Origin of the sequence: Streptomyces thermolilacinus SPC6, assembly GCF_000478605.2 — a bacterium.
In the GTDB taxonomy this organism is placed as follows: domain Bacteria; phylum Actinomycetota; class Actinomycetes; order Streptomycetales; family Streptomycetaceae; genus Streptomyces; species Streptomyces thermolilacinus.
In genome coordinates this window covers 3,188,645-3,202,562 of record NZ_ASHX02000001.1, presented here as the reverse complement: position 1 = coordinate 3,202,562, position 13,918 = coordinate 3,188,645, and the positions used below count along the sequence as shown (strand labels likewise).

Here is a 13,918-nt window from a genome sequence, read left to right as displayed (position 1 = left end):
TGATGGGGGGGCGTATGGACGAGATCCGGGCCACGGTGCCCGCGCAGCGGACCGGAGGCGGGAGCGCCACCGGTGCGGACGGCGCGGCCGGTGCGGGGCGGATTCCGGTCGTGCCGGGGTTCGCGCGGCATCCCGCGGGGGCGTACGGGCCGGGCGGGGCCGGGGGGCCGAAGGCGTACGGCAAGGCCCTGCGCGAGCGGGTGCCGCGGGCCGCGCACGACGTGCTGGCGTTGCGGGCCGGGCGTCCCGGCGCGGTGCGGGCCGTCGAGGAGTCGAGCCGCGGCCGGGTGCCGGGCCTGGCGCCGATACGCGTCGGGCGCATGGCCGCGACGCCGTTCGCGTTCCTGCGGGGCGCCGCCGGGCTGATGGCGTACGACCTGGCCGGCACGCCCGTCACGGGGGTGGGCGCGCAGATATGCGGCGACGCGCACGCGGCGAACTTCGGGCTGTACGGCGACGCGAGCGGCCGGCTGGTCATCGACCTGAACGACTTCGACGAGACCGTGGTCGGCCCGTGGGAGTGGGACGTCAAGCGGCTGGCGGCGTCCCTGGTGCTGGCCGGGCGGGAGGCCGGTGCCGACGAGGACCTGTGCCGGGCGGCCGCGTACGACGCGGTGGGCGCCTACCGGAGGACCATGCGGCTGCTGGCGCGGATGCCGGTGCTGGACGCGTGGAACGCCATCGCCGACGAGGAGCTGGTCTCCCACACGGACGCGCGGGACCTGCTCGGCACGCTGGAGCGGGTGTCGGAGAAGGCCCGCCGGAACACGAGTGCCCGGTTCGCCGCGAGGGCGACGGAGACCTGTGAGGACGGTTCGCGGCGGTTCGTGGACGCCCCGCCGGTGCTGTCACGGGTGCCGGACGCGGAGGCCGCGGCGGTCGCCTCCGCGCTGGGCCCGTACCTGGCGACGCTGCCGCCGGACCGGTTGCCGCTGCTCGCGCGGTACGCGATCCAGGACGTGGCGTTCCGGGTGGTCGGCACGGGCAGCGTGGGCACCCGGTCGTACGTGGTGCTGCTCCTGGACCACCGGGGGGAGGCGCTGGTGCTCCAGGTGAAGGAGGCCAGGCCCTCCGCGCTGGTGCCGCACCTGCCCGAGGCCGGGTTCGAGGTCGAGGACGCCGGGCACGAGGGGCGCCGGGTCGTGCTGGGCCAGAAGCGGATGCAGGTCGTCAGCGACAGCCTGCTCGGGTGGACGACGGTGGAGGGGCGGCCGTACCAGGTGCGGCAGTTCCGCAACCGGAAGGGCAGCGTGGACCCGGCGGCCCTGCCCGCCGACCAGGTGGACGACTACGCGCGGATGACGGGCGCGCTGCTGGCGCGGGCGCACGCCCACAGCGCCGACCCGCGGCTCATAGCGGCGTACTGCGGCAAGAGCGACGAGCTGGACGCGGCGGTCGCCGACTTCGCCGTGGCGTACGCGGACCGTACGGAGGCCGATCACGCCGATCTGGTCGCCGCCGTCCGGGCCGGACGCATCGCCGCCGAGCTGGGCGTGTGACGGGTCGGGGCGTGCGGCGGCTCGGGGCGGGCGGCGGGGCGGACGCAGGGGCAGGGCGGGCGGGTGTGTGACGCAGCCGGGCGAAAGGTGTGACGGGCGCGGACGGAGGGGCAGGGCGGGCGTGTGACGGGTGGGGCGCCGGTCGCCCGTAGTCTGGTCGGGTGACGACCCCGAGCGACGACCTGACCGGCGCCCCCGTGGATGAGGCGGAGGCCGCCCAGCGGCCCCCGCGGCCCGAGCGGCAGGGCCCGCCGCCCGCCACGCCCGGCGCCGACGAGGCGCCCGGCCACGAGCCCGGCTCGGCGCCCGGTGCTGAGGTGCCCGGTGCCGAGGTGCCTGGTGGGGCTGAGGCCGAGGGGGCGGATGAGGCCCCTGAGGCGCGGCTTGCCCGTGCCGTGCGGGCGGCCGAGCAGGCGCTGATCGAGTTCGAGATCGCGGTGGAGACCTTCCGGGTCGAGGTGGAGAACTTCTCCCGGCTGCACCACCAGAAGCTCGGCCCGATGTACGCGCGCCTGGACGAGCTGGACGCGCTGATCGCGGAGGCACGGGCGGCCCGCACCGGCGACCCGGACGACCTGCGCCGGGCGCAGGAGGCCCGCGCCCTGGTCATGCCGATGCCCGGGGTGGACGAGCTGTTCCACAACTGGATCGACTCCGACGGCCTGTCCCCGGAGGCCGCGGCCATGCTGAACGAGCAGCCCGTGCAAGCGCCCCGGCGGGTGCGACCCAGCGACGAGGCGCGCAAGCTCTACCGGGACCTGGTCCGCAAGGCCCATCCCGACCTGGCAGCCGAGGAGGCGGAGCGGCGGCGGCGCGACGAGTTCATCACCCGCGTCAACGCCGCGTACGCCCGCGGAGACGAGGCTCAGCTGCGGCAGCTCGCCGAGGAGTGGGAGGCGGGTCCCGCGCCCGCCGAACCGGCGCACAGCGAGACCGAGGAGCTGTACGCGCGTCTGGAGTGGCTGGCGCAGCGCAAGGAACTGCTGACGGTCGTGGCGCGTGAGCTGGAGGAGAGCGCGATCGGTGCGATGCTGCGGATGGCGCCCGACGACCCCGACCGGCTCCTGGACGAGGTCGCCGAGCAGCTGCTGGCCCAGGTGTCCGAGCGTGAGGCGGAGCTCGCGGCGCTGACGACCGCCCCGTAACCGCCCCGTAAGGCCCGAAGAGGCCCCTGCGAGCCCGTGGAGGCGCCCAGGAGGCCCGGAGAGAAGGAAAGATCCCATGAACTTCGCATCGCTGCCCACCGTGGACGCCGCTTCCGTGCCCGGCGACGCCCTGGTCCTGGATGTCCGCGAGGACGACGAGTGGGCCGCCGGGCACGTCGAGGGCGCCCTGCATGTGCCGATGAGCGAGTTCGTCGCCCGGTTCGGCGAGGTGACGGAGGCGGTGGCCGACGGGCGGCGCGCCTATGTGATGTGCCGGGTCGGTGGCCGGTCCGCGCAGGTCACGCAGTACCTGGTGCAGCAGGGCATCGACGCGGTGAACGTGGACGGCGGCATGCTCGCCTGGGAGAGCGCCGGCCGCCCGATGGTGAGCGAGCACGGCGGCCCCGCGGCCGTCGCCTGACGACGCCCACGGGGCCTTTCGTCCCTCACCAGCTCACCAGCTCACCAGCTCACCAGCTCACCAGCCGGACTCTGTCCGGTGGGTCGCCGCGCACGGGTCGAAGCTCGCCGGTCGGACCTCACCGGGCGGCGGTCGTACGACACCACGGTCGCCGCGGCCGCGGCTGTCGTACGGCGGGCGGCCGCCGCGACGGAACCCGCCAGGGTCACCACCGCGGCGGCGCGGCCTCACCGGTCGAAGTCGAGCTCGACTTCCGGTGTCATCGCGTGCGACTGGCACGCCAGGACATAACCGGCGTCCGTCTCCTCGGCCTCCAGCGCGTAATTGCGGTCCATCCGCACCTCGCCGGAGACCAGGAACGCCCGGCACGTGCCGCAGACGCCGCCCTTGCAGGCGTACGGCGCGTCCGACCGGCCGCGCAGCACGGTCTCCAGCAGGGACTCGCCGTCCTGGACGGGCCATGTCCCGGACCTGCCGTCCAGCGTCGCCGTCAGGGTGGCCGCCGGGGCCTCGCCCTGAGCGGGCCCGCGGGCGGTGGACGAGCCGTCGTCCACGTGGAAGATCTCCTGGTGGACCCGGCTCTTCGGGACACCGAGGCCGCGCAGCGCCCGCTCGGCACCCTGGACGAGCCCGAACGGTCCGCACAGGAACCAGCCGTCCACGTCGTCCACCGCGAGCAGCGCCGGGAGGAGGCCGGACAGCCGGTCCTCGTCCAGCCGCCCGGACGGCAGGCCCGTCTGCTGCTCCTCGCGGGACAGCACCGTGACCAGCTGGAAGCGGTCGGGGTAGCGGTCCTTCAGGTCGGCGACCTCGTCCAGGAACATCGTGGAGGCGGCCGTGCGGTCGCTCCGTATCAGGCAGAAGCGGGCCTTCGGCTCCCGTGCCAGCAGCGTCGAGGCGATGGACAGCACGGGCGTGATGCCGCTGCCGCCGACGATCGCCGCGAAGTGACCGGGCCGGGGCTCCAGGACGAACCTGCCCATCGGCTCCATGACCTCGACCGTGTCCCCGGTGGCGAGCTCCTTCAGCGCGTACGTGGAGAACTCGCCGCCCTCGACCAGCCGGATGCCGACGCGCAGCACCGGGTCATCGCCGGGGCCCGCGGCCGGCGCGCAGATGGAGTACGTACGGCGGATCTCCTCCCCGGCCGTGGAGGTCCGGCGCATCGTCAGGTGCTGGCCGGGGGTGTGACGGAACGCCTCGCGCAGCTCGGGCGGCACGGCGAAGGTGACGGCCACCGAGTCGTCCGTGAGCCGCTCGACCTCGCTCACCCGGAGCGGATGGAACATCTACAACTCCTTGAAGTGGTCGAAGGGTTCGCGGCAGGCGGCGCAGCGGCGCAGTGACTTGCACGCGGTCGAGGAGAACCTGCTCAGCAGCTCGGTGTCGGTCGAGCCGCAGTGCGGGCAGCGGATGGCGAGGGTGAGCGGCACGGGCCCCTCGGGGGAGTGCTGCCGCCGGGGCGGGGCTATGCCGTACTCGGCGAGCTTGCGGCGGCCCTCGTCGCTGATGTCGTCCGTGGACCAGGCGGGGGAGAGGACCGTGACCACCGAGACGTCCTCGACACCTCGGTCGTGGAGGACCCGCTCGATGTCCGACGACATCGCCTCGATGGCGGGGCAGCCGGTGTAGGTGGGGGTCAGCTCGACCGTGACCTTGCCCGGTCCCTCGACCCGCACGCCCCGGAGAACACCCAGCTCCTCCAGGGTGAGGACGGGCATCTCGGGGTCGGGGACCGAACCGGCCAACCGGCTCAGCTCCTCCTCGAGCGGAGTCATGGTCACCACGACGCCCCCGGGTGGCTGCGGTGCAGGTGCTGCATCTCGGCGAGCATCCGCCCGAACGGCTCGGTGTGCACGCCCTGCCGCCCGGCGCCCGCGCTCCACGCCGTCGTCCGGGGCCCTTCGGGAAGGGTGAGGGTCGCCCGCTCCAGCACGGCGGTCACCGACGTCAGCCAGTCGGCCTCCATCTCCCGCCAGTCCACGTCCACACCCTCGACGAGCTGGAACATCTCGCCGGTGTAGCGCCACAGCGCGTCGCAGGCCCGCTGCATCCGGTCGTGGCTCTCCGGCGTACCGTCGCCCAGCCGAAGCGTCCACTGCTCGGCGTGGTCCTGGTGGTAGGCGACCTCCTTGACCGCCTTCGCGGCCAGGCCACGCAGGGCTTCCCGGCCCTCGTCGCCGTCTCGCGGATCGGCGGCCGCGAGGCGCCCGTACAGCAGGCGCTGGTACGTGGAGAAGTACAGCTGCCGGGCGATCGTGTGGGCGAAGTCGCCGTTCGGCTGCTCGACCAGCTGCGTGTTGCGGAACGCCCGCTCCTCGCGGAGGAACGCCAGCTCGTCCTCGTCGCCGACGAAGGAGAGCAGCACGCGGGCCTGTCCGAGCAGGTCCAGCGCGATGTTCGCGAGGGCGACCTCCTCCTCCAGCACGGGCGCGTGGCCCGCCCACTCCCCCAGCCGGTGGGACAGCACCAGCGCGTCGTCGCCGAGGGCGAGGGCCGCCGTGTTCAGGGAGGTCGTCACAGGTGCTGCACCCCCTCGGGGATCTCGTAGAAGGTGGGGTGGCGGTAGGGCTTGTCGGCGGACGGCTCGAAGAACGGGTCCTTCTCGTCCGGCGACGACGCGGTGATGGAGGTGGCGGGGACGACCCAGATGGAGACGCCTTCGTTGCGCCGGGTGTAGAGGTCGCGGGCGTTGCGCAGGGCCATCTCGGCGTCCGGGGCGTGCAGGCTCCCCGCGTGCGTGTGGGACAGCCCGCGGCGCGAGCGCACGAACACCTCCCACAGCGGCCAGTCGCTGGTTGTCATGCCGTCGCCTCCCCGGTGGTGCCGGACTCGTCGCCCGTGTTCCGATCGCTGTGCTTCGCGGCGTACGCGGCCGCCGCCTCCCTGACCCACGCGCCCTCTTCGTGGGCGCGGCGGCGCTGGTTGATCCGCTGGTCGTTGCACGGGCCGTTGCCCTTGAGAACCTCGCGGAACTCCGACCAGTCGATCGCGCCGAAGTCGTAGTGGCCCCGCTCCTCGTTCCACCGGAGGTCCGGGTCGGGGAGGGTCAGGCCCAGGGACTCGGCCTGCGGGACGCAGATGTCCACGAAGCGCTGGCGCAGCTCGTCGTTGGAGTGGCGCTTGATCTTCCACGCCATGGACTGAGCGGAGTGCGCCGACTCGTCGTCCGGCGGGCCGAACATCATCAGCGACGGCCACCACCAGCGGTTGACGGCGTCCTGCGCCATCTCGTGCTGCGCGGGCGTGCCCTTCGACAGGGCGAGCAGCGCCTCGTAGCCCTGCCGCTGGTGGAAGGACTCCTCCTTGCAGACGCGGATCATCGCGCGGGCGTACGGCCCGTAGGAGCAGCGGCACAGGGGCACCTGGTTGGTGATCGCGGCGCCGTCCACGAGCCAGCCGATCGCGCCGACGTCGGCCCAGGTCAGGGTGGGGTAATTGAAGATCGACGAGTACTTCTGGCGGCCCGAGTGCAGCTTGTCCAGCAGCTCGTCCCGGCTGACGCCCAGGGTCTCGGCGGCGCTGTACAGATACAGGCCGTGGCCCGCCTCGTCCTGCACCTTCGCCATCAGGATCGCCTTGCGGCGCAGCGAGGGCGCGCGCGTGATCCAGTTCGCCTCCGGCTGCATGCCGATGATCTCGGAGTGCGCGTGCTGGGCGATCTGGCGGATGAGTGTGGCGCGATACGCCTCGGGCATCCAGTCGCGCGGTTCGATGCGCTCGTCGGCGGCCACGGCGGCGTTGAACACCGCCTCGTACGCCTCCTGCGAGTCCGCAGTCACTGCCGTCATCGGGCCCCCTACCGACCGATCGTTCGGTTGAATGACTTCAATGGTGAGTCGGCGGCCCGTATGGTGTCAACCCTGTGGATAACCGGGGTGGGCCAGACGCGGAACGGGGCGGGATGGAGTCGTACGACGAGCAGCGCGGACGCGCCGGGCACGCGGTCGGCGGCGGGAGTCCCGGCGGTGCCGCGATCCCGGCCCAGGCCGGCCCCCAGGACGCCGGCTCCCCCGACTTCGGCCGCCAGAACCCCGGCTCGCCTGACCGCACGGCGATCCCGGACCCCGGCGGCGCCCAGGACCGTGCCGCCCACCACGAGGCCCCCCAGGACCGTGCCGGGCTGGCGGCGCTCTCCCTGCCGTACCAGGTCGTGGGCGCCGTCGCCCTCGCGGTGATCGGGCTGGTCGCCTGCTTCCACGTCGGCATGGTCTTCCTGCACGTCGCGCCGTCGAACACGCTGTCCAAGCAGCACGGCGAGACGGTCGACGCCTGGGTCATGCCGGAGTTCGAGCAGAACTGGAAGCTGTTCGCGCCCAACCCGCTCCAGCAGAACATCGCGGTCCAGGTCCGCGCCGAGGTCACCCGTGACGGCACCCGCCGGGTCACCCCGTGGATCGACCTCACCGCCGAGGACGCCGCCGCCATCCGCGGCAACCCCTTCCCCAGCCACGTGCAGCAGAACGAGCTGCGCCGCGCCTGGGACTTCTACGCCAACCAGCACGGCGACGACGACCAGGCCAACACGCTGCGCGCAGGACTGTCCGAGCGCTACATACGCCGCATCGCCCTGCTGCGGCTGGAGAAGCACGAGCTGGGCGGCAAGGTCGAGCGGATACAGGTGCGCTCCGCGACCACGAGCGTCGCCGCCCCGCCGTGGAGCCGCGAGAAGACGGACACCCGGCCGTACTACCGGCTCCTGCCCTGGTGGGCCGTGACCGCGGCCGACCTGCCGGGCGGCGTGACCGGCGGCCGTACCGCGGAGGAGGCCAGGTGAACCCGACCAGCGTCCCCGCGCCCCGCAGGGAAGGCGCCCATCTGCGCCTCGCCCGCGCCGTCCAGCGCGTCACCGGCACCGTCCTCGGGCCGTACCAGAGCGCGGTCGTCCGGATCGGCTTCTCCGCGACCTGGCTGCTGTTCCTCCTCCGCGAGTTCCCCCACCGCCACGAGCTGTACGGCCCCGATGGCCCCTGGGGCTGGGACATGGCGCGGCAGCTGATCGCGGACAACCACTCCTTCACCGTCCTGATGTGGTCGGACTCCGCCCTGTGGTTCGAGGCCGTCTACGCGCTTGCCGTGGTCTCCAGCGCGCTGCTGCTGGTCGGCTGGCGCACCCGGGCCACGTCCGCGCTGTTCATGGTGGGGGTCCTGTCGCTGCAGAACCGGTCCGTCTTCATGGGCGACGGCGGCGACAACGTCCTGCACCTCATGGCGATCTACCTCGTCCTCACCCGCTGCGGACACGTCTGGTCGCTGGACGCCCGCCGCCGGGCCCGGCGCCCGGAAGGCGGCGGCTCCGATCCGGTGGGGGTGGCGCTGTGGGCGGTGCTGGGTCTCGGCCCGGTGGCGGCGACGCTGTTCCAGGACAAGAGCGGCGAGCCGTGGATCGTGGTGCTGCTGTGGCTGCTGTGGCTCGCCCAGGGGGCGTGGTGGCTGGTGTGCCGCTTCGCTCCCGGCCAGCCGCGCATCCTGCTCGACGTCCTCGCCAACCTGCTGCACAACGCGACGCTCGCGGTGATCATGGCGGAGGTCTGCCTGATCTACGCGACGGCCGGCTGGTACAAGATCCAGGGCTCGCGCTGGCAGGACGGCACCGCCCTGTACTACCCGCTGAACCTCGACTACTTCTCCCCGTGGCCCGCCGTCTCCGACCTGCTGGCCGGTGCCAGCGTGGTCGTCATGCTCATCACCTACGGCACGGTGATCGTGCAGGTCGCCTTCCCGTTCACCTTGTTCAACCGCCGGGTCAAGAACGTGCTGCTGGCCGTGATGATCATGGAGCACGCCGGGATCGCGGTGCTGCTCGGACTGCCGGCCTTCTCCCTGGCCATGATCACCGCGGACGCGGTCTTCCTGCCGACGGTGTTCCTGCTGTGGCTGGAGGGCCGGGCCCGCCACGTCGGCGGGCGGCTGCGGTCCCGCAGGACCGTGGAGCGGGAGGAGCGGGGCCCGGGCCCGGACGCGCCCGCTCCCCGTACTCTCGTCGGGTGAGCAGCGACACCCAGGCGGACATCCCCCTCCAGTACGACGACGGCTACGGCCCCCAGGTCGGCGTCGGGCCGCACCCCCTGCCCTGGCCCGAGGACGAGCGGTACGACCGCGAGCTGCTCGCCCAGGGCGACCGGCGCAACGTCGTCGACCGCTACCGGTACTGGACGCGCGAGGCGATCGTCGCCGACCTGGACACCCGCCGCCACGACTTCCACGTGGCCGTGGAGAACTGGGGCCACGACTTCAACATCGGGTCGGTCGTCCGCACGGCCAACGCCTTCCTGGCGAAGGAGGTCCACATCGTGGGCCGCCGCCGCTGGAACCGGCGCGGCGCGATGGTCACCGACCGGTACCAGCATGTGCGCCACCACCCGGACACGGAGTCGCTGACGGCCTGGGCCGAGGCGGAGGGGCTGCCGATCATCGGCATCGACAACCTGCCGGGCGCGGTGCCGCTGGAGCGCACCGAGCTGCCGCGCCGCTGTGTGCTGCTGTTCGGGCAGGAGGGGCCGGGCCTCACCGAGGAGGCGCGGAAGCACGCGCGGGTGGTGTGCTCCATCGCGCAGTTCGGCTCGACCCGGTCCATCAACGCGGGGGCCGCCGCCGCGATCGCCATGCACGCCTGGGTCCAGCGGTACGCGGAGATCGACGGCACCCCCGCCTGAGCGACGAGGGAGCCGGGGCCCGGCCGACCCTGGCCCCCCTCGTTCGGGGCCCGGTCGGCGCGCCCCGCGTTCGGGGCCCGGTCGGCGCGGGCGGGGCAGACAGTGGGCGCGGGCACCCGGGTCGGGCGCCCGCGTCGCGGGGTCACGCCGGGCGGCGGACCTCCACCACCCGGAAGCGGTTCGCCACGAAGGCGCTGTCGCACAGGGCGGCGTTCGCGGCCGGGTTGCCGCCGGAGCCGTGGAAGTCGGAGAACGCGGCGGTCTGGTTGACGTAGACCCCGCCCGTCAGGTTCAGCGACAGCTGCGCCGACTCCTCCAGGCAGACCTCCTCGACCGCGCGCTCCACGTCCGGCGAGGTCGTGTACGCGCCGACGGTCATGGCGCCCTTCTCGCGGACCGTACGCCGCAGCAGCTCCAGCGCGTCGGCGGTGGAGTCCACGGCGACGGCGAAGGAGACCGGGCCGAAGCACTCCGACATGTAGGCGGCCTCAGCGTCCGGCTTGGCGCCGTCCAGCTTGACCATCAGCGGCGTGCGCACCACGGCCTCGGGGAAGTCCGGGTTGGTGACCTCGCGGGACGGCAGGGCGACCTCGCCCAGACCGGCGGCCGCCTCCAGGCGGGCCTTCACATCGGGGTTCACCAGGGCGCCCAGCAGGCCGTTCGCCCGCGCGTCGTCGCCCAGCAGGCCGTCCACGGCGGCGGCGAGGTCGGTGACCACCTCGTCGTACGACTTGTGGCCGGCGTCGGTGGCGATGCCGTCGCGGGGGATGAGCAGGTTCTGCGGAGTGGTGCACATCTGGCCGCTGTACAGGGACAGCGAGAAGGCGAGGTTGGCCAGCATGCCCTTGTAGTTGTCCGTGGAGTCCACGACGACCGTGTTGACACCGGCCTTCTCCGTGTACACCTGGGCCTGGCGGGCGTTGGTCTCCAGCCAGTCGCCGAACTCCGTCGAGCCCGTGTAGTCGATGATCCGGACCTCGGGGCGGACGGCCAGCGTCTTGGCGATGCCCTCGCCGGGGCGCTCGGCGGCCAGGGCCACCAGGTTCGGGTCGAAGCCCGCCTCCGCCAGCACGTCCCGCGCGATCCGCACGGTCAGGGCGAGCGGCAGCACCGCGCGCGGGTGCGGCTTGACCAGGACCGCGTTCCCCGTCGCCAGCGAGGCGAACAGGCCCGGGTAGCCGTTCCACGTCGGGAAGGTGTTGCAGCCGATCATCAGGGCGATGCCCCGGCCGACCGGGGTGAACGTCTTGCGCAGCTCCAGCGGGTCCCGCTTGCCCTGCGGCTTGGACCACTCGGCGTCCTGCGGCGTGCGGGTCTGCTCCGCGTACGCGTACGCCACCGCCTCCAGGCCGCGGTCCTGCGCGTGCGGGCCGCCCGCCTGGAACGCCATCATGAACGCCTGCCCGCTGGTGTGCATCACCGCGTGCGCGAACTCGTGCGTCCGGGCGCTGATCCGGGCCAGGATCTCCAGGCAGACCAGCGCGCGTGTCTCCGCGCCCGCGTCCCGCCAGGCGCCCATACCGGCGCGCATCGCCGGGAGCAGCACCTCGATGTCCGCGTGCGGATACTCGACGCCGAGCGCGGGGCCGTACGGCGAGACCTCGCCGCCCGTCCAGCCGTCCGTGCCGGGCTGGTCCAGCTCGAAGCGGGAACCGAGGACCGCCTGGTGGGCGGCGAGGCCCTCGGCGGCGCTCAGCGAGCCGTTCTCCCCGTACGCCTTCGGGTGCTCCGGGTGCGGCGACCAGTAGGCGCGGGTGCGGATCGCCTCCAGCGCCTGATCGAGCGTGGGCCGGTGGCTCTCGGACAGGTGGGCGGGGGTCAGCTGCGCGGCGGCCATGGCGGACCAACTCCTCGGTGAGCTGGGCAGGAACAGGCGGACAGAGCTAGAGTAACCGAACGATCGGTCGGGACAAGGGGGTCTCTCGAACCTGTGGAAAACGCATCGGGGAGGATCACTGACATGACCGACACAGGCGCCACCACACGGGCGGCCGGGACCGCCGTCGAACGAGACCGCACCGTCGCCGTCGTCGGCGCGGGGACCATGGGCCAGGGAATCGCGCAGGTCGCGCTGGTCGCCGGCCACCCCGTACGCCTCTACGACGCCGCCCCCGGCCGCGCCGAGCAGGCCGCCGAGTCGCTCCTCGGGCGGCTGGACCGGCTGGTCACCAAGGGCCGCCTCGCCCAGGAGGACCGGGACGCCGCCGCGGGCCGCCTCCACCCCGCCTCGGGGCTGGACGAGCTGGCCGACGCCGCACTCGTCGTCGAGGCGATCGTCGAGCGCCTCGACGTCAAGCAGCAGCTGTTCACGGACCTGGAGAAGGTCGTGGACGACGACTGCCTCCTGGCCACCAACACCTCCTCGCTGTCCATCACGGCCATCGGCGGGGCGCTGCGCCTCCCCGGCCGCTTCGTCGGCATGCACTTCTTCAACCCGGCGCCGCTGCTGCCGCTGGTCGAGGTCGTCAGCGGCTTCGCGACGGACATCGCCTCCGCCACGCGCGCGTACGAGACGGCCCGCGCCTGGGGCAAGACCCCGGTGGCCTGCGCCGACACCCCCGGCTTCATCGTCAACCGGCTCGCCCGCCCCTTCTACGCCGAGGCGTTCGCGGTCTACGAGGAGCAGGGCGCCGACCCGGCCACCATCGACGCCGTCCTGCGCGAGTCCGGCGGCTTCCGCATGGGCGCCTTCGAGCTGACCGACCTGATCGGCCACGACGTCAACGAGGCGGTGACCCGGTCCGTCTGGGAGGCGTTCTTCCAGGACCCGCGGTTCCGCCCCTCGCTCGCGCAGCGGCGCCTGGTCGAGGCCGGGATGCTGGGCCGCAAGACCGGGCGCGGCTGGTACACGTACGACGAGCAGGGCGCCCACCGCCCGGAGCCGCACACGGCCGACCCGGCCGACCCGCCCGCGTACGTCGTGGTCGAGGGCGACCTCGCGCCCTTCGGCGAGCTGCTCGACATGATCCGGGAGGCCGGGATCACCCTCCGCGAGGAGGAAGAGGACCACGGCACGCGCCTGGAGCTGCCCAGCGGCGGCCAGCTCGCCCCCGCGGACGGGCAGACGTCCGTCGAGTTCCGCGACGTCGTCTACTTCGACCTCGCCCTGGACTACCGGAAGGCGACGCGCATCGCGCTGGCCGCGGGGCCCGACACGTCCCCGGAGACGCTCGACCAGGCGATCGGCCTGTTCCAGGCGCTCGGCAAGAAGGTCAGCGTCATCGCCGACGTGCCCGGCATGATCGTCGCCAGGACCGTGGCGCGGCTCATCGACCTCGCGTACGAGGCGGTGGCCAAGGGCGTCGCCACGGAGGAGGACATCGACACGGCGATGCGGCTCGGCGTCAACTACCCGCTGGGGCCCATCGAGTGGAGCCGCAAGCTCGGCCGCGGCTGGGCGTACGGCGTCCTGGAGGAGATGCACGAGCGCGACCCCTCCGGCCGCTACGCGCCCTCCCTGGCGCACTACCGCCACTCCTACGCCGACAAGCAGTGGGAGAACGAGTGATGACCACCGTCAGGCGCGACACGTACACGCCCGAGACGCTGCTGTCGGTCGCCGTGCGGGTCTTCAACGAGCGCGGCTACGACGGCACGTCCATGGAGCACCTGTCCAAGGCGGCCGGGATCTCCAAGTCGTCGATCTACCACCATGTCTCGGGGAAGGAGGAGCTGCTGCGGCGGGCGGTCAGCCGCGCGCTGGACGGGCTGTTCGCCGTCCTGGACGAGGACCCCGCCACGCGCGGGCGTGCGGTGGAGCGGGTCGAGTACGTCACGCGGCGCACGGTCGAGGTGCTGGTGGACGAACTGCCGTACGTGACCCTGCTGCTGAGGGTCCGGGGCAACACACGGACCGAGCGCTGGGCGCTGGAGCGGCGCCGCGAGTTCGACCACCGCATAGCCGAGCTGATGAAGGCCGCGGCGGCGGAGGGCGACCTGCGCTCCGACGTGGACATAAAGATCGCGACCAGGCTGCTGTTCGGCATGGTCAACTCGCTGGTGGAGTGGTACCGCCCGCAGCCCGGCGACGGAGCCGACGGCCGTCAGGTCGCGGAGACGGTGGCCCGCCTGGCCTTCGACGGCCTGCGCACCACCCGCTGAGCCGCACGCACCCGCTGACGCCGCACCCCCACTGAGCAGGACCGGCCCGCCGAGCTGTACGGCCGCCCTGCCGTACCGGTCTGCTGTACCGGCCCG

General features: G+C 73.2%; 14 protein-coding genes. 8 read left to right on the top strand and 6 right to left on the bottom strand.

Translation table 11 applies throughout. From position 1 onward, the window contains the following. The first annotated feature begins 14 nt into the window (after positions 1 to 14). The 3 genes from J116_RS13790 (at position 15) to J116_RS13780 (ending at position 3,065) form a co-directional block, all read left to right on the top strand. Positions 15 to 1,499 (top strand): DUF2252 domain-containing protein, encoded by a 1,485-nt coding sequence (locus J116_RS13790; RefSeq protein ID WP_023587654.1) that lies wholly within the window; start codon positions 15 to 17, stop codon positions 1,497 to 1,499. Positions 1,500 to 1,816: 317 nt separating this feature from the next. Continuing rightward, entirely contained in the window at positions 1,817 to 2,644 is an 828-nt protein-coding gene (locus tag J116_RS13785; protein WP_051203749.1) for a hypothetical protein, read from the top strand. A gap of 76 nt (positions 2,645 to 2,720) precedes the next feature. After that, on the top strand, positions 2,721 to 3,065 hold the full coding sequence (locus tag J116_RS13780) for a rhodanese-like domain-containing protein (RefSeq protein WP_023587652.1): 345 nt from the start codon (positions 2,721 to 2,723) through the stop codon (positions 3,063 to 3,065). Between the two features lie 227 nt (positions 3,066 to 3,292). Here J116_RS13780 and J116_RS13775 read toward each other — a convergent pair whose 3' ends face one another. Genes J116_RS13775 through paaA form a run of 5 tightly spaced genes read right to left on the bottom strand, consistent with a single transcriptional unit; the run spans position 3,293 to position 6,856 of the window. Beyond that, entirely contained in the window at positions 3,293 to 4,354 is a 1,062-nt protein-coding gene (locus J116_RS13775; protein WP_023587651.1) for a 2Fe-2S iron-sulfur cluster-binding protein, read from the bottom strand. Further along, complete coding sequence (gene paaD, locus J116_RS13770) at positions 4,355 to 4,852, bottom strand: 1,2-phenylacetyl-CoA epoxidase subunit PaaD (protein WP_023587650.1); 498 nt, start codon at positions 4,850 to 4,852, stop codon at positions 4,355 to 4,357. Continuing rightward, a complete protein-coding gene (paaC, locus tag J116_RS13765) occupies positions 4,846 to 5,586 on the bottom strand; it encodes a 1,2-phenylacetyl-CoA epoxidase subunit PaaC (protein WP_023587649.1) in 741 nt (246 codons plus the stop codon). Before paaC ends, paaD begins: the two co-directional genes overlap by 7 nt. Further along, complete coding sequence (gene paaB / locus J116_RS13760) at positions 5,583 to 5,870, bottom strand: 1,2-phenylacetyl-CoA epoxidase subunit PaaB (protein WP_023587648.1); 288 nt, start codon at positions 5,868 to 5,870, stop codon at positions 5,583 to 5,585. The genes paaC and paaB overlap by 4 nt, the downstream gene beginning before the upstream one ends. After that, positions 5,867 to 6,856, bottom strand: a complete 990-nt coding sequence (gene paaA / locus J116_RS13755; protein ID WP_051203491.1) for a 1,2-phenylacetyl-CoA epoxidase subunit PaaA — start codon at positions 6,854 to 6,856, stop codon at positions 5,867 to 5,869. Before paaA ends, paaB begins: the two co-directional genes overlap by 4 nt. A 113-nt stretch (positions 6,857 to 6,969) precedes the next feature. Between paaA and J116_RS13750 the strand changes: the two genes are divergently transcribed. From J116_RS13750 to J116_RS13740, 3 genes are read left to right on the top strand one after another with little or no spacing between them, the layout of a single operon-like run. Then, positions 6,970 to 7,842 carry a DUF5819 family protein gene (locus J116_RS13750; protein WP_023587646.1) on the top strand — a complete coding sequence of 291 codons (873 nt, stop codon included), beginning with the start codon at positions 6,970 to 6,972 and terminating at the stop codon, positions 7,840 to 7,842. Next, positions 7,839 to 9,056: an HTTM domain-containing protein gene (locus J116_RS13745; protein ID WP_023587645.1), complete on the top strand. Its 1,218-nt coding sequence runs from the start codon at positions 7,839 to 7,841 to the stop codon at positions 9,054 to 9,056. The genes J116_RS13750 and J116_RS13745 overlap by 4 nt, the downstream gene beginning before the upstream one ends. After that, the gene (locus J116_RS13740) at positions 9,053 to 9,721 is read left to right on the top strand and encodes a TrmH family RNA methyltransferase (protein WP_023587644.1); all 669 of its coding nucleotides are present in this window, start codon (positions 9,053 to 9,055) and stop codon (positions 9,719 to 9,721) included. Before J116_RS13745 ends, J116_RS13740 begins: the two co-directional genes overlap by 4 nt. A 142-nt stretch (positions 9,722 to 9,863) precedes the next feature. On the opposite strand, the gene paaN is transcribed toward J116_RS13740, so the two are convergent. Beyond that, entirely contained in the window at positions 9,864 to 11,558 is a 1,695-nt protein-coding gene (paaN, locus tag J116_RS13735) for a phenylacetic acid degradation protein PaaN (RefSeq protein ID WP_023587643.1), read from the bottom strand. A 123-nt stretch (positions 11,559 to 11,681) separates the two neighbouring features. On the opposite strand from paaN, the gene J116_RS13730 reads away from it, so the two are divergent. Next, the gene (locus J116_RS13730) at positions 11,682 to 13,229 is read left to right on the top strand and encodes a 3-hydroxyacyl-CoA dehydrogenase (RefSeq protein WP_023587642.1); all 1,548 of its coding nucleotides are present in this window, start codon (positions 11,682 to 11,684) and stop codon (positions 13,227 to 13,229) included. Beyond that, positions 13,229 to 13,822, top strand: a complete 594-nt coding sequence (locus J116_RS13725; protein WP_023587641.1) for a TetR/AcrR family transcriptional regulator — start codon at positions 13,229 to 13,231, stop codon at positions 13,820 to 13,822. The genes J116_RS13730 and J116_RS13725 overlap by 1 nt, the downstream gene beginning before the upstream one ends. The last annotated feature ends 96 nt before the right edge of the window (positions 13,823 to 13,918 follow it).